Source organism: Arthrobacter sp. USHLN218, assembly GCF_037144715.1.
GTDB lineage: Bacteria > Actinomycetota > Actinomycetes > Actinomycetales > Micrococcaceae > Crystallibacter.
The window spans coordinates 353,026-370,989 of sequence record NZ_JBBCYT010000001.1; the positions used below are offsets into that span (position 1 = coordinate 353,026).

Sequence of the window (17,964 nt, forward strand, 5' to 3'; positions counted from 1 at the left end):
TTTCACGTTTGGTCCAAGAATCGGGGGATTTCAAGCAGGTAGGCCAGCGCTGTTAGTATGGATTGCGACGCCTAGGCGAGGGAGCATCCTCATCCGAGAATGTATCCGTTATCGACGGTGGCTAGACAACAACTCTCTAGACATTCCCTGCAGCTCCGGCATTCACCCGTTGAGATCTAAGTAGGAGACAATATGTCTGACCTGAAGCTTTCCGCAGAAGTCCGCAGCGAATTCGGCAAGGGCGCTGCCCGCCGCGCCCGCCGCAACGAGCAGATCCCCGCAGTCATCTACGGTCACGGCGCCGAGCCGCTGCACGTGCTGCTGCCGGCCAAGGCCACCACGCTGGCACTCCGCACCGCTAACGCCCTGCTGACCCTCGATGTCGAAGGCGAAGAGCACCTGGCCCTCGCCAAGGACATCCAGCGCGACCCGCTGCTCCAGATCATCGAGCACGTCGATCTGCTGACCGTCCGCCAGGGCGAGAAGGTCCAGGTGGACGTCAGCGTCCACGTCGACGGCGAGATCGCCGCGGGCGCCGTGTTCAACCTTGAGCACCCGACCGTCCTGGTTGAGGCTGACGCAACCCATCTGCCGGAACGCCTCACAGTTAACGTCGAGGGCCGCGAGGTCGGCGAGCACGTCCACGCCTCCGATCTGGTTCTGCCGAAGGGCGTTGCCCTGCTCGTCGAGGCGGACACCATCATCGCCACCGTCTCCGCTCCGGCCGTGACCGAGGAGCCCGCCGAAGGCGAAGCCGCCGCAGAAGGCGCCGAGGCTGCTCCGGCCGAAGAGTCTGCCGAGTAATCTTCCTTGGCGGAAAACACCTGGCTTGTAGCCGGGCTCGGGAACCCCGGGCCCGGCTACAGCCGTAACAGGCACAACGTTGGCCAGATGGTCCTCGATGAACTCGCATCGCGTCTCGGCGGCGTCTTCAAGTCGCACAAGGCACACGCACAGGTCGTCGAAGGCCGCCTCCGGCCGGGAGGACCGCGGGTCATCCTCGGCAAGCCGCTGACCTTCATGAACCTCTCCGGCGGTCCGGTGTCGGCTTTGGCTAAGTTCTACGGCGTAGAGCCGGACCATGTCATCGCTGTCCACGATGAGATCGACATCCCCTTCAATACGGTGAAACTCAAGATCGGCGGGGGAGAAGGCGGACACAACGGTCTCCGCGACATCTCGAAGGCGCTCGGCACGAAGGACTACTACCGGGTGCGTGTGGGCGTTGGCCGTCCGCCGGGCCGGATGGACACGGCTGATTATGTCTTGAAGGACTTCGGCACCGCTGAGAAGAAGGATCTGCCGTTCTTGGTCGGCGATTCCGCCGATGCCGTGGAACTGCTGATTGACGAAGGCCTGCTGACCGCACAGCAGAAATTCCACTCGAATAGCCCGTAGACGAAACGTGTCCGCTGATTTATGATCGAGTGTCGGAAGACACATGTCTTCCGCTAGAGCGCCATGTCGCTCACAGCCTAAGCGGCTCCGAAAGCGGGGGTCGACGATGGGCGGCCTCTGAGACTGGGCCACCCCCATCCCATCGTCGGCCCCCTTTTCCGTACCCGGGTGCCGGCTCCCGCTCCGTAAATTTAGGCCATGCTCAGATGAACTCGGGAACCCATCGTGGGAAGATTAGGTCAAAGTTGTCTTGCGTAATCGCCTGACGCCTTGTCCTGACCGCGAACCAAGGAGCACCTCCCGTGCCAGTGGTGTCCACACCTGCCACCCTCAAGCCCTCCGCTGGGCCCATCGACAACGCCGAGGTCCTGCGCATCCGGAATGACTTCCCGATCCTCGATCAGAAGGTCAACGGCAGCCCGCTGGTCTACCTGGACTCCGGGGCCACGTCGCAGAATCCGCAGTGCGTACTGGAGGCCGAGCAGGAGTACTACGAGCAGCGCAACGCGGCCGTCCACCGCGGCGCCCATACGCTCGCGGTGGAGGCGACCGACGCATACGAGCTGGCACGGGAGACGGTTGCCTCCTTTATCGGCGCCCGGTTCAACGAACTGATCTGGACCTCCAATGCCACGGAGGCCATCAACCTCATCACCTACGCCTTCTCCAACGCGTCCGTGGGCCGCGGGGGAGAGGAAGCCGAGCGGTTCGTCCTGCGTCCCGGGGACGAGATCGTCGTCACGGAGATGGAGCATCACGCGAACCTCATTCCGTGGCAGGAGCTTGCCTTCCGCACGGGCGCCACCTTCCGCTACATTCCCGTGAACGACGACGGATCCCTCCAGCTCGAACACGCCAACTCGGTCATCGGACCCCGGACCAGGATCGTCGCATTCACGCACGCTTCCAACGTGCTCGGCTCGATCAACCCGGTCGAGACGCTGGTGCAGATGGCGCGCGAGGTCGGGGCCTACGTGGTGCTCGACGCCTGCCAGTCGGTGCCGCACCTACCAGTGGACGTGAAAGCTCTGGACGTCGACTTCGCCGCCTTCTCCGGGCACAAAATGCTGGCGCCCACGGGCATCGGCGCCCTCTACGGCAAGGCCGAGCTGCTGAACGCCATGCCGCCGTTCCTGACCGGCGGCTCAATGATCACCACGGTCACGATGGAGCACGCCGCCTACTTGCCGTCCCCGACGCGCTTTGAGGCCGGCACCCAGCGGATCTCCCAGGCCGTCGCCCTGGCCGCCGCGGTGAACTACCTCAAGGAGACGGGCATGGAGCGAATCCATGCCTGGGAGCAGCACCTCGGCCAACGGCTGGTGGAAGGGCTGGAGCGCATCGACGGTATCCGCGTTCTGGGACCCCGCGCCGGCGAGGAACGCATCGGGCTGGCGTCCTTCGACGTCGATGGTGTCCACGCCCACGATGTCGGCCAATTCCTCGACGACAAGGGCATCGCAGTGCGGGTGGGCCACCACTGCGCCCAGCCCCTTCACCGTCGGCTCGGCCTGGTCGCGACTACCCGCGCTAGCACGTATCTGTACAACACCACGGATGATGTGGACGCCTTCCTCGAAGCCGTCGCGCAGGTCCGCCCGTTCTTTGGAGCCAAGTAAGTGAGTTCGGATCTCGAGCAGCTGTACCAGCAGATCATCCTGGAGCACTCCAAGCTCCGTCATGGCGCGGGCCTTGCCGACGCTCCCGAGGGTGACAAGATGGGGGAGTCGCACATGCTCAACCCCACCTGCGGGGATGAAATCACGCTGCGCGCTGCCGTGCACCAAGCCCAGGATGCTCAGACCCTGTCATCCATCAGCTGGGATGGTCAGGGCTGTTCCATTTCCATGGCCTCGGCCTCGGTGCTCCATGACCTCGGCCTCAACCTGGATCGGGACGAACTGCTGAAGCTCGTGGACGAATTCCGTAACGTCATGCGCTCCCGGGGCACCATCGAGGCTGACGAAGACATCCTCGGGGACGCAGCAGCGTTCTCTGGCGTCTCCAAGTACCCGGCACGCGTGAAGTGCGCCATGTTGGCTTGGGTGGCCCTCGAGGAAGCCCTGCTCGCAGCCAACTAAACGCTGGACCGCATATGCAGTAAGGCTCCGAACCAACAGGTTCGGAGCCTTACTTGGTGCTTTGGGAACGACTAGGCGTTCTTGCGGCGGGAAACAACCACAGCGGCAGCGCCGGCACCGAGGGCCAGCACGCCTGCGCCGCCCCAGAGGAGAGCGCTGGACTCGAGGCCGGTGTTGGCGAGGCTGTCGCCGTTGGCTACGGCGTCCTCGTCACCTGTATTGCCGGTGCCACCGGCGCCGCCGTCGATTCCGTCAGCGTCAGGGCCGCCTGCTGCAGAAGCGGCGACCACGTCAACGGTGATCGAGCGGGTGAGGCCGGACTCCTGACCTTCAGCTGTGATGCGGTAAGTGCCAGGGGCGTCAAGGGAGATTTCTGTGGAGAAGTTGCCATCTTCGTCGGCCTGAACACCAAAACCGTCGACAACGGTTGCGGGAGCAATGAAGCCACCAACCGCGGCGGCGAGTCCGCCACCGGCGCCTAGGCCACTGGCCGCACCAGCGGCGTTGGGCTCATCAATGAGGGTGACCGCAATGTTAATCGGTTCATTGGGGTCGAAGCCCGAGCCGGCAAAAATGAAAACCTGGCCGATATTTACGACCGAGTCGTCAACGGTTACGACTACGGGCGCCGCCGGGTAGTTAGCGTCCGCGGCCTGTGCGGCGCCAGCTCCCAAAAAGGTGAGAGATCCGGCGATCGCCAGGGCGGTCAAAGTCTTCTTCATGTGTGATCCCCCATGGGTCATTGAAGTGGTGGTGCCTTGGACATAAGACAACGGTTATACGTTGTTCCAAAAGAACGCTAACAGGCCCTCAAAACGAATGCAATTCGACCCAGCAACGTTTAACCATTGGCTAACAAAATCTAGCTGCAGCCCTCGCCTGCAGTACTTGATTGGAGTACTGAGGACGTGGGCTGAACCGTAGGAGTGACGTCGAGTTTGGGCTCATCAGTTTCGTAAGGCGTCGAGAACTCGAATTCGATTGACGTTGTTTCACCCGGGGCCAAACGGACCGTCGCCGCTCCGACCGGGCGCGCGTCGTGCTTATACGAGCCAAACGGTGCCGCTTTCCCGTCTCGGGCCGCCGCGTCCAAGAACCATTCCGTCGGGCCATACGCATAGATGTTCGTCTGCACCGTTCCCGGCTTAACTCCGAAGGCGCCCGCGCCTGTTACATAGTCTGGCAGCGTCTTTCCTGCGTCAGCCGGAGCATTGTTAGTAATCGTCGTACGGACCGCGTAGCGATAGTAGCCGTCCGGCTGACAACGCTTCTCCAGTCTGACGTCCCGGCGGACGTAGTAGTCCATCTTCGCGCCGGTTCCATCGTTGAAATACACACCTATCTTCGGTTCATCTGCCGACCCGGCTATCACGCCGCCAAGCGCGGAATCAGCGATGACTTTTTGCTCGTTCTCTTCGCCGGACCAAACTAGGAGCCTTCTCTCTTCAGCTCCCTTTTGAAGCGCCTTCACCATCGTTGAGGGATCGATGTCACCATCCGTGAGTCCCGAGAATACTTCGCCTGCAACGGCAGCAAAGTAAGCATCCTGCAAAGTAGGCTCTTCGATCTCCTGATAGACGTCTGATAGCAGAGTCCGCACCACGTTTTCACGGGAGAGGGTCGTCGGCAGCGACCCCAGATGGGCAGAAATGGAGTCAAGGTCGTCGAGCTTGATCGGGCCTGTCGCTTCGAGAAGGTATCCGAGCGCCACAGGGTCGATCGACACTACACCGTTGATATCCGAGCCGGCGTTCTTTGCCTTCCACATGCGGCTCGCAGTTGATGCCGCAGTAGGGAAGTCCGGGGTCAAGTTTACGTTCTGCATGTATGAGCCCAAGCGGGTGGTGTAGATCTGCTCTTGTTCTTTGTCGACCTCCAGCGCTGGCTTAAACCGACCAATGTCGCTGGCGCTGCCATGATCGTCGAGTTTCAGGGCGCCTTCGTTGGCAGTAAGGAGTACCAGGGCTCCAGGAATACCGCCGGATGCGCGTACTTCTGCATTGTTCTGCACTAGAACTAGGTAATTGCGCTCGCCCTCGGAACCGAGCATCGAAGGCAGGATCTCAGAAGCATCGGAAGCACCGCTGAGTGCTGCCGTTAGTGACTTTAGAGCCGCCCCTGCCTCATCCAGGGGCTGGACGAGTTGCGGGACTAGTTCATCCCGGTGAATTGCAGCAACGCTGTCGCTAGCTGATTCGACCGTAGCTGCGGCCCTAGCCAGTTGCGGCGAAGCCTTAGAAAGTGCGGCGACGTCAAAACTTCCGTTCTTCGGCGTAAAAAGGTCCGGTCTCAGGCTTCCCGAGGAGTCAAGGAGCGGGATCACTGCACTGACTGTTATATCTGCTGCCACCGTGGCGTCCGTGGCAGCTGCAAAGTTCGCACCGATCCAAGGAAGCATTCCCGCGACGCGCCAAAGGGGATCTGTTCCAGCGGATCTGGCAGTCGATGTATGTTGTTGCATCTGGTCCAGTTGGCGTTGAACTTTCTCGAGATCTCCGGAGGCGACGGCCTTGGATACAGGGGACGACAGCGCCAAGGCGGATTCCAGGTTGTCCTTCACCTGTAGCGCGCGATAACCAAGCCATCCAACACAGGCAACTGCCAGGAGCAGCGCCGCTACGATCGGAAACACGATCCGGGCTGATCTGTGCCTGCGATTCGATGAACTGCGTCCCCGTCGTTGCTGAGACGACCCCGGTTCGAGGGCTTCATTGAGCGATCCAACTGTGCGGGGCATAAACGTCCTTTTGAAAGTGATCTCAGGAAACGTCCGTCATGTTATCGGTTCTCTAAATGCAATCAAGAATCTGCCCGGTGCTAGCGTCCATCACGAACAGCAAAGCCGCTGCCCCGTTTCGACTTTAGACGACGAGTTCCACACTGGTTGCCTTCGACGTCGCAGAAAATCGAGGACGGAACTCGGCACCGATCCCCTTCCACGCGAAAACTAGGCCCAAGAGCAGGGGCCCGGACGGCGAGGAATATTCAAGAAGGATGGGAACGCTGGGTTGCTGCAACCATAGAAGCCTGGTCTCCGAGGCGATCCGTCGGGGCGCACAGAAGTGAATGAGAACTCGGCTTCACCGCAACTGCGGCCAGACGGAATGGTGATCAAGGAAGTGCAGTCCAGAGGGAGAGTCAAGGTTGCTCCCCGACCACCAGCGGGGAAATCAGCGTTCCCAAAGAAAGAACAACTGATTGCATACCTTGTTCTGCTGATCTAGGAAAGACACATGTAACGTTCGTCATGGCACCCCTCTTAGCCGGGTTCAAAACCTGTATATTGAGAACGTGGGGTCATAGGAATGCCCGGACCATAAAGGCTACTGCGTTGGATAGCGGGCTCCGGCTATGGTCTGATCCTAATACGTAGTCCCTATTGGCCTCCCTGAGAAAGTCTTTAATGCGTATACTTCACGTCACCGAGTGTTATGACGGCGGTGTTAGCCGAGCCATAGATTCAATTGCTAAATTCGTGCCTGAGCATGAACATCTCTTGCTGTGGGAGGGACATACTAGACCCAGTGTTGGCCTCTACCACAAGTCAGCTCGTCTTCCCAAAAATCCGATTAGTCGCATTTTTTCGGTCAACAGATTGGCTCGAGCGGCCGATGTCGACCTGATACATGCACATTCAAGCTGGGCTGGATTTTACTCTCGGACGCTTCGCCCTGCCGCTCCTCTCATATATCAGCCGCACTGTTTCGTATTTGATGATCCAGAACGATCAAATCTATCCAAGGCAATTTACAGGGCCGCAGAGTCGCTTCTCAGCCGACATTCCAAAGCCATCTTTGTGCTCACTCCCCACGAAAAAAGGCTGGCTCAAGCTCTCAACGCGCGACCTGCGATACACCTTGTTCCTAATGTCGCGACAATTGAGGTGACGAAATCGCAGTGGGCCAAGTCAGACCAGACGGAAATAGTCATGGCCGGCCGACTGGCTGCCCAAAAGGATCCCGAATACTTTGGAACGCTCGCCCGTTTGGTTCGTCAGAAGCGTCCCGAGGTGAAATTTACATGGTTAGGTGATGGGGATCCTTCGTATAGGGACTACTTAAAGAGCTGCGAGGTGAACGTATCAGGTTGGTTGGATACTGATTCACTGGCGTCTAAGCTGGACAGCGCATCAATCTATTTCCATAGCGCCAGGTATGAAGGCTTCCCTCTCAGCGTGCTGGATGCGGCGGCCGCTGACCTCCCTATTCTGGTGAGAGACCTAGAGTGCTTCGAGGGATTCGATTTAGAGTCCGTGCAATCGCCGCAAGAAGCTGCCGCGGCAGTGGTCGCCCTAATAGATGACCGGAGAAAGTTCATGATGGTGAGATCGAAGAGCAGACGCCTCCTTGAAACGATGAATCCCGAAGCTCAACGCCAAGCGATTGAATCAGGATATGCCCAGGCGGTTTCGACCTGATGAAAATTTTTATGCCGTCGCGAATTCTCGATCGTCATGTCGGTGGGAACACGACGTACGCTCGTCGAATTTCTGAGGGAATAATTGAGTTCGGTCATGAACTAGCTCGAATTCCTGCAACCAACAACGCACTTACGACCATGGTCCGGGAAACGGTGGAAGGCCGCAAAAGGGGGCGGCCAAATGAAGTCCTTCATTATGTCGCCGATACAGGCCTTCTCACTCCTGCTCGCCGCCCGTCTGTAGTGACGGTTCATGGCGTTGCAAGTTTAACTGTTGAAGGGGTACGCTCGCCTGCGAAAGAGGCAATTTGGCGCTTTCGTGTTGGTCGCGCTATAGCCTCTGCAGATCATGTAATTACAGTCTCGAACTCGAGCGCACTTGATATCGAGCATGTATTTGGTGTCAATCGTGCCTCGATGTCGGTTATACCCCACGGAATCGATTCCCAGGTATTTTCTACGCCGACCGAACTGTCGGATAAGGTGCGCGAAATAGTACCGAAGGAATTTGCCTTATATCTAGGAAATATTGAGCCTCGTAAAAACGTTCGCTCGTTAGTTGACGCTTTTGCAAGCGATAAACTGTCGTCATTAGGCGTCCCGCTCGTCATCGCTGGTAAGCCAGCCTGGGATTTCCAAGAAGCGATGGATGCTATCGAACGAAACCCAAATGTCATCCATTTGGGCTTCGTCTCCGACACGGACCGAACAGCTTTAATGCAGCGATGTTTGCTATTTGTATTTCCGAGCCTTTACGAGGGATTCGGATTCCCGGTACTTGAGGCGCTGGCATCAGGATGTGTGGTGGCTTCCTCTCGGAGGGGATCGCTCAAAGAAGTTGCGGGACCGTCCTTGGAACTGGAGGCCTTGGACGCCGAGGGGCTTGCTGATGGCATAGCGACTGCCTTGACGAATCAAGTTGCACGCACCAAGTGCATCCGGGATGGTAAGGCGTGGGCTAGTAAGTTTTCTTGGGACGAAAGCATACGAGCACACCTAGGCGTCTATGAGAGAGTGCTCAGCTGATGAAAGTTTTAGTCTTACATGCCTACAGCGCGGATAACCTGGGCGACGGTTTACTCGTTGAGGAGACCTTGGCCTTAGTTAGAAAAGCTCTCGGAGATAATATTGAAGTAACTGTACTCGCTTCGCATCCGGAGACCTTCGCAGGGATATCGGCCACTGTAATCAGTTCTGCGCCCAGTTGGCTCGGATATTCTACTGACTACATCAGGACACTCCGAAGAGTGGGTGACTTTGATTTAGTAGTGGGTGTTGGCGGAGGATATCTGCGCGCTGGAAACTTGCTCGAGGGGCTCAAAACTCTAGCAGTTCATGGACCCCAGCTTGCTGCCGCGGCAGCATGCGGGACTAAAGCAATCTACTTGCCTCAGAGTATCGGCCCGATCAGCGCCGGCCTTCGACACGTCGTGGCCTCGAGACTCAAACGCATCCAGTGCGTAATGATTCGGGACGACAGAAGTCTCGAAGAGTTCCATCAGGTCGGAGCAATGAGGGTTCCGGACCTCGCTGCTGGCGAAGTTGCAGGTCCCATACCGGGGCGAGCGGTAGAGTCAGTGCCTGTCCTTTCAGTGAGAGCAGTTCGGGGTTCAGTTCCAGATCGGCTATATTCGCTGGCCGCCGAGCTCCCTCAATTCGACATGTATGTGCAGAGTACATCGGGCGGAAATGACGATCGACCAGCCACTGACACCTTCCCAAAGAGGCGAATACTGAGCCGTGCCGAACTCTTGGCAGGACCGAATGGGCCTATCCGGGTCGTTATAGCAGTTCGGTTGCATGCGGCCCTCATGGCGCTTAGGGCAGGGCACTACGTCGTGCATCTCGCGTACGAGCGGAAAGGCTTCGGAGCTTTCAGCGACCTAGGCCTCTCGGACTACGTGCATAACGTAAACTCATTCTCCGTTAGTGACGTACGGGCTCAAATACAAGATCTGATGAATGAGGCATCCGTGCGTGATGCCTATCGTGCGGCTTTGGACGGTTCGAAATTGTACCGAATGCGCGCCCGAGAGGATTGCATCGAAACAATCAGAACTATTGCCCAGGGCGCTAAGGCAAACTGATGGGCTCTCGGGGCGTCACTCGCCGCAGGCCCTTCGCCGTAAGTGGTCTCGCAACGGATACATATAGCGCTGCACGTGGCCGAATAGAGAACCGCAGAGGTGGACGGTCGTGACGCTACCCACGACAGATACATTCATGAGGCGCCAGACGTCGTCACGACCGGTACTCGGACGCTGGTTCTTGATAGCTACATGTGCCCTTCTGCCGGTACACCGATTCGTTGAAGCTCAGATCTTCGGCGGCCTAACAAACTTGATATTGATCGCATTCGTTCTTTTGGCGATTCTTGGCAAGTTCCGGCTATACAAGGATTCCCTTGTTTGGGTCATATCTGCGTTCGGAATTCTATTGGCTTCTCTCTTGGCGGGATATTCTGGTTCAGCTATTACAGGAGTACGAGTCGCTTTTCCGTTGGCGCTGAGCCTGATTGTTGTTCCGCAGGTTCTCGCATATTATTCGAACCCAACGTTAAGAAGCGCAAGCTTAAAAGCATTCATGTATGTTCAGTGCGTATCGGCAGCCGTCGGGCTTCTTCAAATGCAGGGTGCCACAATACTCGGAGCAAGTGCGAATTCGGGTAGGTCAAGTGGTCTCGCGGGACATCCTAATGTTTTGGGCCTGATGTCTTCTATTGTGATAATTGCGTGTGTAGGGGTACTCCTATCGACTAGGAATAGGGGGAAAAAGATTCTCCTGCTCGTAGGCTTGGTAAACGTCGGGGGCCTATACAGCACCGGAAGCTTGAGCTCGATCATCACCCTTGTCGTGGGCCTTACCGTGGTCTTGGTATGTCAGCGCGCCACGCTCAAATTCGTGGCTGGATTGATAGCCGCTACATGCATATCCAGTGTCATTTTTATCCTCTCGGATCGGAACCCCTTTGCTTTTCTCTCTAACCTGACCTATCGACTCGACGTCGTGACGGGTAAGGTCGACGAGGGCGTCGCGTCTCTTAATATTCGCTTTATGGCCTACGAGTATGCATGGGCCACCATCAAGTCCGCACCGTTTCTCGGCGTTGGAATGGGTCCTGAGAGTCAAGGCACTTATAACGGAGTTTCGATCGTACACAACTACCTTCTCCGTGCCTGGTTTCAAGGTGGAATCTTGTTGTTGCTAGTCATGCTACTTGTAACACTGCTTGTAGTTCGGAGGCTCCTTTATGCAATACGTCACCGACAATCAGGAATCGCTGCGGGTATATCTGTTGCCATCTTGACGTTCGCACTTACCTCCGCATTCTATAATCAGCAACAGTACTGGCTTATTCTATTGTTTGGCTTAGTGTTCAGCCACGCTGGCGATGACCGAAGGTCGGCGGATCGAACATTAGGTAGTCAGCCTCGTAAAGGTGTCGCTGCATGAATGATCTTTCTGATTTTGATTCTCTCATTCCTTGAAGACTGAATGCTAGAATTTGACAAGTTTGACCGTGATTCAAATTTCATTGAACTAACAGCGAGGTTGTGTTTTGTCCCCTCATAGCAAGGCCCATGAGTCACTCGATATGGAACCCAGCCTATCCGTTGTCATACCGGCTTATAGGGCTTCCCAAACACTGCCCGTGGCCATCAAATCTGCATTCGATTCCGGTGCGGAACAGGTCATAGTCGTAGATGATGGCTCGGACGACGACACCGCGGCGGTTGCGGAAAAGGAGGGGGCTACGTGCGTCAGTCAAGAAAACGCGGGAGCTGCTCAGGCGCGAATAAACGGCGCCAGACTAGTAGTGTCTAAATACCTGATATTCCTAGATGCAGATGATGCACTAATTCCAGAGGGTGTCAGAGGCTCCATTCGCCGTTTGGAAGAGAATCGTGGTCTTGTGGTTGCCGCAGGAACAGTTATAGGCCAAGGTGCCGGCGGCGCAGAACGATTATTTCCTATCCGATACTCCCCGGTTACGACTGAGTCACTTTTAAAGCATGGATACGGTCCTTGGCCCCCATGTGCCGCGGTTGTATCGACAGCGGGCTACCGACGTTGCGTAAGCGTAGATCCTCAGCCGTTAAATCCTGCCTATGCAGAAGATTATGAACTACTTATCCGTCTCTCCCAGGTGGGTCAGATTGACGTGCGCAATGATCCTACCTGCCGCTATAGCCTGAGCGGAGGAAAGTCTTCTAAATCGGCGTTACGAGCAATTGAAGCTAAAGAGCGTATACGTGCACACTATGCCGATTTTCTCTGCCTCGAAATTCAGCTTATGTCTTTACAGGAGCGCGAGATGGCAGCATTAGTGCGCGCAGCGCGGGCACACCGGGCGCAGGGGAGCTATCTTAGAGCTTCGATGACAATGATTAATTGGATTTCTAAGGATCCCGCGTACGCCGCACGAAAGTTGCTTTCAAAACCGTGGCAGAGAAACTAGATCAAATAGCTAACTGAAATTCTAAGATGTGAGCGAGCCGATACAGGTATGGGATACAGAGTCCGCGGCAAAATTGACAGCAATTTCCGAGTCTTCGTTTGGTCAACTGGCCAGGAGGACAACATCGGAGATTCTCTACTCAGAAGGGCGTACTTAGACTCTCTACGTAAGCGTGGTCCGCTTTGCATATGGACGGGAAGTGCCTCAAGCCGTTTCTTATCTGGATTAGGCGTCAGGAAGGAAGACGTTGTCGAAGGGTCATTCTTGCGCTGGTATTGGATGGCTCTCAAGAGTGCGTTAACGAAGCCGACTCTTGTTGCAATGAATGCCGGCGAGGTTCCTGTGTCGCGCTCCGGGTCGCTCAGACTATGTGTGTTGGGTCTTCTGGTCGCCATTTCGAAGATGCAAGACGGGGGCGGGGTTTGGATAGGGGCAGGCGTACCCAATACGCATCGGCTTCTGATCATGCCCTATCGAGCCGTGGCAAAAATGTCGAAGGTTGTTAGGTGGCGGGATCGTGATACCGCTGCACTTTTCCAACAGCGCGAAATTGCACCTGACTGGGCTTTCTCACTGGGATCTACACCTGATACTTGGAAGCCTTTAAGGGACCGGGGTAAATGTGCGGTTCTTCTGCGGAAAAGTGGTGGGTTCCCCTCGGAATCCTGGATTGAATGGTTGCGGACGCTGCTGGAAGATCACGATGTAGAGCCGGTCTTTGTGGTCCAGGTCGAGCGGGACACGCAGTTAGCGACGCGTTTAGCTTCCATTTTCGCCGGGGGCACGATTTTGTGGGAGGGCACAGACCACAGCGATCACGAGCAACAAGTTCGCCAGCTGTACCAAGACTGCAAACTGGTGGTGAGCGATCGACTCCACGCCCTTATTGTCGCTGCGACAGAAGGGGCAATTCCCATTGGATGGATCGAATCCTCTAAGGGTAAAATTTCTCGGCATTTTGCTGTCGTCGATCTGACCTGGGTGGGCACATATGAAGGGCAGCCCGCTGCCTCATATCCAAGAATTGACCCTGGCGACATCCTCAAGTGGGAGAGTGATCTGCGCCGAGCACTTCTGCAGGCACGCGCTCAGCTCGACGTGGTCACGAATCGTATTTTGACTCTGAAGAAAAAGGGTTAGATTTAGTGAAAACGAATCCCAACCGGGGACCGCAGTCCGCGAATAACACGATGTCGGGCCGGAAGTGAAGGATAACTTGGTCTCGACCGTCGATGACCATGGAGGCCGGGCCATTCGCGGTGGAATGGTTGTTCTCATGGGACAGGGAGTTCGAATTGTCGTCCTTTTAGCCTCTACAGTCGTACTAGCTAGACTGTTGTCGCCTCGCGACTTCGGTCTCTTGGCGCTGGTTACTAGTTTCATTGCTTTCGGAACTCTTTTTCGCGATTTCGGTTTGGGGACCGCTGCTTCTCGTGCCTCCGACATAAGCCACGGTCAGAAGTCAAATCTCTTTTGGATCAACTTCGGCATGGGAGTGATCCTGTCCGTCGTTTCGCTCGCCCTGGCGAAGCCGGCCTCCGTGTTATTTGACGAGGCCGCGCTGCAGGATATTATCGCGGCCCTTTCTATTACCTTCTTGCTGTCTGGTGCGTCTACACAGTTCAGAGCTGAAATCAACCGCGAACTCCGATTCGTCGCTTTGACGGTGGCCGATACATTACCCTCGCTTCTTGGCCTTGGGTCCGCAATTTGGTTCGCACTGGCAATTGAGCGCACGTATTGGTCTCTCGTGGTCCAGCAGTTGGTGATTGCAGCCTGTTCCCTTGTACTAGCTATGCTGCTGTGCAGGTGGAAGCCTGGGTTGCCCAAGTCCAGTGAGTCCATCAGAGAATTCGTGTCCTATGGCGGCGGAATATTTGGTTCGCAATTTATTGCCTACTTTACGAAGAACGTAGACAATCTCAGTATTGGTTACTTCTGGGGCTCCACGACGCTAGGTTTGTATGGACGTGCGTATCAAGTTCTTATGTTGCCTATTACGCAGATTGTTGCACCGCTGACTAGAGTGGCCGTTCCAATTCTCACACGGGTTCGTGAGGACCGAGCCCGGTTTTTCCGATACTTGGAATCCGCTCAGTTATTAGCCGGCGTCGGTCTCGGCATCATGTATGCCGTGGCCATTGGATTGGCCTCGCCATTCATCCGAATTGTTTTCGGCGACCAGTGGATGCCCATGGTGCCGATATTTCAAGCGTTGGCAGTGGGGGGCGTTTTTCGGGGGCTGAATCAAATTGTGTTCTGGGTGTACCTTGCCACAGACAACACTGGCGCGCAGTTTAGATTTTATCTGTGGTCGCAGCCTTTGATCGTGATCGCAATGCTATGCGGTCTGCCCTGGGGCGGTGTGGGTGTAGCGGCTGGACACTCGATCGGGTACGCGGTCAACTGGGTCGTCTCAGTGTGGTGGTGCTCTAGAGTTGCTGATATTCCTGTGGCACGCTTCCTTTTAGGGGGGGTGAAGAGCCTCGCGGCCTTCACTTGTCCCATCATTGCTATTGGGCTTTCGTGCGTCTGGTTGACCACGGGAAGTTGGACGCAGGCGGGTGTCGGTCTAGGGGCAATCGCAATCTACCTTGCGGTTTCGTATGTTGGATTTCCGTACGTACGATCCTCCTTTAGAGAGCTATTGGGATTCGCTGAGAGTGCGCGTTCACGCCGCCAGTAAGTTGTTGTATGTTCCTGCAAGCGACCTAACTGAGGGCAATTCTAAGTGGTAAAGCTTTAACAAGCGAGAGAAAGAAACATGAGATGAAAACCCTTCTTTGGCAACTGGTTCGTACACTTCCTCAGCCGGTCAAGCGATACCTTTTTTTCATTAAGGCGCATCGGCAGATTCCGCGTCTTCGACATCCTCTTAGTTTCAACGAAAAAGTCAATTGGCGCATACTCCACGACCGACGTCCGGAAATCGCTTGGACTTGCGACAAACTTGAAATGAAGAGATTCGCCGCGACAAACTGTTCGGCTGTTAAAGTACCTGCAACACTGTGGTTCGGTGACGACGTCAAGAAGCTCGCGGGTTTCGTATTTCCTGATCGCTGGATATTGAAAGCAAATCACCGATCGCATTGCGTGTTCATTGGAAACGGACAGCCCAGCCTCGAGCAGTTGGAGATGGTAACTGCCAGTTGGATGGAGGAAACCGAGGGCAAGACCCTAGGCGAATGGGCATATACGCAGGCTAGGCCCCTAATCGTGCTCGAAGAGTGGATAGGTGATGGCGCATTAGCGCCGACCGACTATAAGTTCTACGTGTTTGACGGTGTGGTCAGCATGATTCTCGCTACGGAGGGTAGATTCGGGAATGAACGGACGGTGCTCTACGACCGGGATTGGAACAGGCTCCCGGCGTCGAAGGGACCCTCAGCGTATCTTGGGGAACTCGCAAAGCCCGCGCATCTAACCGAGATGATCGAAATCGCGGAGAATCTGGCCGCTTCCTTTGACTTCATGAGGATTGATCTTTTCGATACCGACACAGGGATATATTTTGGCGAAACAACGCCTTACCCGGGCGGCGGAATGTCACCTTTTCAGCCGCGCTCTTTCGACCGCGCCTTGGGCGATTTATGGAGCCTTCCCACCAAACATAATTGACTCTCGGAATACGTACGCTACGACGGCTTTTTCCGTGTGGATGCAGTGACCAGTTCTGCGTCTACCTGGCATGCTTGAAAGTTAGGGCTCAACCCGGTGCCAGTCGTCCGGCAGCGAATACTGGAGGCCGCCGCTGAGGGCCAGACATCGGGCTTCCTGGCGCTGCGCAGGTTCGGAGAGCCGATGCACAGCAGGGCCACGGCGTGAGGGATCGAGCGGCTGCGTCAGCAGACGTGTCAGGAAGCCAATCAACTCGAACTCGTGCCGAGGGTCTTCATCACCGCCTGCCTCGAGGCCGGCGTGCGGCTGCGCAATGTGCAGAGGACTGCACGTCACTGTGACCTGCGCATGACGGCGCGATACGACCGGCCTGCCAGAACTTCGACCGCCATACCGACCAAAGTCTCAGCGTCAGGCTGTCCGGTGGAGCGTGAGGCAGCGGTGGACTTGATAGCGGTGGACTTGATTAGGTGCCGGCAAAGAGCGAGGGCTGCGTCTGTGGGACCATGGCGTCGTGGAGTTGGAGGGCGAACCAGAGCTGGGCGAGGGTGGCGGTTTCGGTCATGTCGAGGCAGGTGAGTTCGCCGATGCGGCGGATGCGGTAGATGACGGTTTGGCGGTGGGTGAAGAGGGCGTCGGCGGTCTTCTGCCAGGATCGCTGCTGCTCGAGGTAGGTGCGCAGGGTCCGGACGAGCTCGGAGTGCTTGTCGCGGTCGTGCTCGAGGAGCGGGCCGAGGAGGCGCTGGACGAGGTCCCGGCCTTCCTCGACGCCGGTCAGTCCCAGCCAGCTTGGTCCCTCGGAGTACCGGGCCAGGCGTGAGTCGTTACGGGCGGCGGTGGCGGCGGCCCAGAGGGATTCCTGCCGGGCGTGCTGCAGGCCGGCGGCGTCGGCGGGCCGGCTGATCCCGATCCAAGCGTCGTGGGGGACGGCATGCAGCAGGGTTTCGTCCGGGGAACCGGGCAGCAGTAGGTGCAGGGTGTCTCCCTGCTGGAGGTTGATGACCGGGAGGCCGTGGCGCCATAGTTCGATGGGGATGCCGGCGAACTGCCCGGGCTCGAGGCCACGGACGGACACGGCGACGAATCGATCCGGAGAGACCCCGAACCTCTTGAGCTGCCGCTCCAGTTCGGCCGCGCCGTAGCGACCCTCGAGTGCCTGTGCGAGGAATTCGGCGCCGAGCCGGCGTTGATCTTCGAGGGCGAGCATGGTGCGGGAGAGCTCCAGGCCGAGCACCGAGGCGGCGTGGAGCAGGACGACGGCGTCCGGGTGCGGCGCCGAGGCCGGCACGACAACAAGCAGTGCGTCCTCGTGGGTCGGGATGTCCATCATGAGGACGTGGCCGGCGGCGGTGTTGTGCCACTGGAACTTCTTGCCGGCGGCGGGCGCCGAGCTGATGAAGGGCCGCAGCGCGTCGGCCAGCCGGGAGGGGAGCGGCGTCCCGTCCGGGTGCCAGGGGTGGTGGCAGGCGCGGTCGACTACGAATAGCTGCGCATCGAGTTCGCGGGCCAGGCCCTCTGCGAGGGTCTGCCACTGGCTGGGGGAGCCGGCCAGCCGGAGTAGGTCGTAGATCCTGGCGGTCTGGCGCAGCCGGCGGGATTCCTCCAGCAGCGAGGACTCGGCCACGGACTTGGCGATGGCGATGAAGGGCAGCGGATACGGCACGTTGAGCACCGGCAATGGCAGGCGGTCGCAGGCCTCGAGGAATTCCGGGGTCAGCTCCGGGGCGTGCATCTTCTCGCCGATGGCCAGCGCGCTCGCGCCGGCGGCGACCAGGGCCTCGGCCAGCTCGACCTGTCCCGGGGCGTCCGCCGGAATGGACAGGCCGTTGGTCATCATTACCTCGCCGCCCGTCACCCACTCCCACAGCCGCGGCAGGTCCGAGGTGTGGGCCCAGGTGATCCGGTGCTGCAGGCCCGCTTTCCCCGCGAGCAGGCGAAGGCCCAGCTGCGGCTCGGCCAGCAGCTCTGACACGGTGATGGCCATATAGG

15 protein-coding genes are annotated in these 17,964 nt (G+C 57.5%); 12 read left to right on the plus strand and 3 right to left on the minus strand.

Annotated features, from left to right (window positions below; all coding sequences use genetic code 11):
* Positions 1 to 192 precede the first annotated feature (192 nt).
* The 4 genes from WFH44_RS01575 (at position 193) to sufU (ending at position 3,479) form a co-directional block, all read left to right on the plus strand.
* Positions 193 to 804: a 50S ribosomal protein L25/general stress protein Ctc gene (locus WFH44_RS01575; RefSeq protein ID WP_336711216.1), complete on the plus strand. Its 612-nt coding sequence runs from the start codon at positions 193 to 195 to the stop codon at positions 802 to 804.
* A gap of 6 nt (positions 805 to 810) precedes the next feature.
* A complete protein-coding gene (pth, locus tag WFH44_RS01580; RefSeq protein WP_336711218.1) occupies positions 811 to 1,398 on the plus strand; it encodes an aminoacyl-tRNA hydrolase in 588 nt (195 codons plus the stop codon).
* Between the two features lie 302 nt (positions 1,399 to 1,700).
* Positions 1,701 to 3,017 (plus strand): cysteine desulfurase, encoded by a 1,317-nt coding sequence (locus tag WFH44_RS01585; RefSeq protein WP_336711219.1) that lies wholly within the window; start codon positions 1,701 to 1,703, stop codon positions 3,015 to 3,017.
* On the plus strand, positions 3,018 to 3,479 hold the full coding sequence (gene sufU, locus WFH44_RS01590) for a Fe-S cluster assembly sulfur transfer protein SufU (protein ID WP_336711221.1): 462 nt from the start codon (positions 3,018 to 3,020) through the stop codon (positions 3,477 to 3,479).
* A 71-nt stretch (positions 3,480 to 3,550) separates the two neighbouring features.
* Here sufU and WFH44_RS01595 read toward each other — a convergent pair whose 3' ends face one another.
* The gene (locus WFH44_RS01595) at positions 3,551 to 4,201 is read right to left on the minus strand and encodes an LPXTG cell wall anchor domain-containing protein (protein WP_336711223.1); all 651 of its coding nucleotides are present in this window, start codon (positions 4,199 to 4,201) and stop codon (positions 3,551 to 3,553) included.
* A gap of 140 nt (positions 4,202 to 4,341) precedes the next feature.
* Positions 4,342 to 6,111, minus strand: coding sequence for a DUF4012 domain-containing protein (locus WFH44_RS01600; protein WP_336711225.1), 1,770 nt, complete (start codon positions 6,109 to 6,111; stop codon positions 4,342 to 4,344).
* Positions 6,112 to 6,882: 771 nt separating this feature from the next.
* On the opposite strand from WFH44_RS01600, the gene WFH44_RS01605 reads away from it, so the two are divergent.
* The 8 genes from WFH44_RS01605 to WFH44_RS01635 all read left to right on the plus strand — a co-directional run bounded on the left by WFH44_RS01605 (position 6,883) and on the right by WFH44_RS01635 (position 15,975).
* Entirely contained in the window at positions 6,883 to 7,896 is a 1,014-nt protein-coding gene (locus WFH44_RS01605; RefSeq protein ID WP_336711227.1) for a glycosyltransferase, read from the plus strand.
* A complete protein-coding gene (locus tag WFH44_RS01610; protein ID WP_336711228.1) occupies positions 7,896 to 8,924 on the plus strand; it encodes a glycosyltransferase family 4 protein in 1,029 nt (342 codons plus the stop codon). The genes WFH44_RS01605 and WFH44_RS01610 overlap by 1 nt, the downstream gene beginning before the upstream one ends.
* Positions 8,924 to 9,985 carry a polysaccharide pyruvyl transferase family protein gene (locus tag WFH44_RS21425; RefSeq protein ID WP_442892846.1) on the plus strand — a complete coding sequence of 354 codons (1,062 nt, stop codon included), beginning with the start codon at positions 8,924 to 8,926 and terminating at the stop codon, positions 9,983 to 9,985. The genes WFH44_RS01610 and WFH44_RS21425 overlap by 1 nt, the downstream gene beginning before the upstream one ends.
* A gap of 622 nt (positions 9,986 to 10,607) precedes the next feature.
* Positions 10,608 to 11,351 (plus strand): O-antigen ligase family protein, encoded by a 744-nt coding sequence (locus WFH44_RS01615; RefSeq protein WP_336711795.1) that lies wholly within the window; start codon positions 10,608 to 10,610, stop codon positions 11,349 to 11,351.
* A 142-nt stretch (positions 11,352 to 11,493) separates the two neighbouring features.
* Positions 11,494 to 12,357, plus strand: coding sequence for a glycosyltransferase family 2 protein (locus tag WFH44_RS01620; protein WP_336711229.1), 864 nt, complete (start codon positions 11,494 to 11,496; stop codon positions 12,355 to 12,357).
* 48 nt (positions 12,358 to 12,405) lie between these two features.
* Positions 12,406 to 13,497, plus strand: coding sequence for a polysaccharide pyruvyl transferase family protein (locus tag WFH44_RS01625; RefSeq protein ID WP_336711231.1), 1,092 nt, complete (start codon positions 12,406 to 12,408; stop codon positions 13,495 to 13,497).
* 76 nt (positions 13,498 to 13,573) lie between these two features.
* Positions 13,574 to 15,043, plus strand: a complete 1,470-nt coding sequence (locus WFH44_RS01630) for a lipopolysaccharide biosynthesis protein (RefSeq protein ID WP_336711232.1) — start codon at positions 13,574 to 13,576, stop codon at positions 15,041 to 15,043.
* 83 nt (positions 15,044 to 15,126) lie between these two features.
* Positions 15,127 to 15,975 carry an ATP-grasp fold amidoligase family protein gene (locus tag WFH44_RS01635; RefSeq protein WP_336711233.1) on the plus strand — a complete coding sequence of 283 codons (849 nt, stop codon included), beginning with the start codon at positions 15,127 to 15,129 and terminating at the stop codon, positions 15,973 to 15,975.
* Between the two features lie 466 nt (positions 15,976 to 16,441).
* On the opposite strand, the gene WFH44_RS01640 is transcribed toward WFH44_RS01635, so the two are convergent.
* Positions 16,442 to 17,959: a PucR family transcriptional regulator gene (locus WFH44_RS01640; protein WP_336711234.1), complete on the minus strand. Its 1,518-nt coding sequence runs from the start codon at positions 17,957 to 17,959 to the stop codon at positions 16,442 to 16,444.
* Between the last annotated feature and the right edge of the window lie 5 nt (positions 17,960 to 17,964).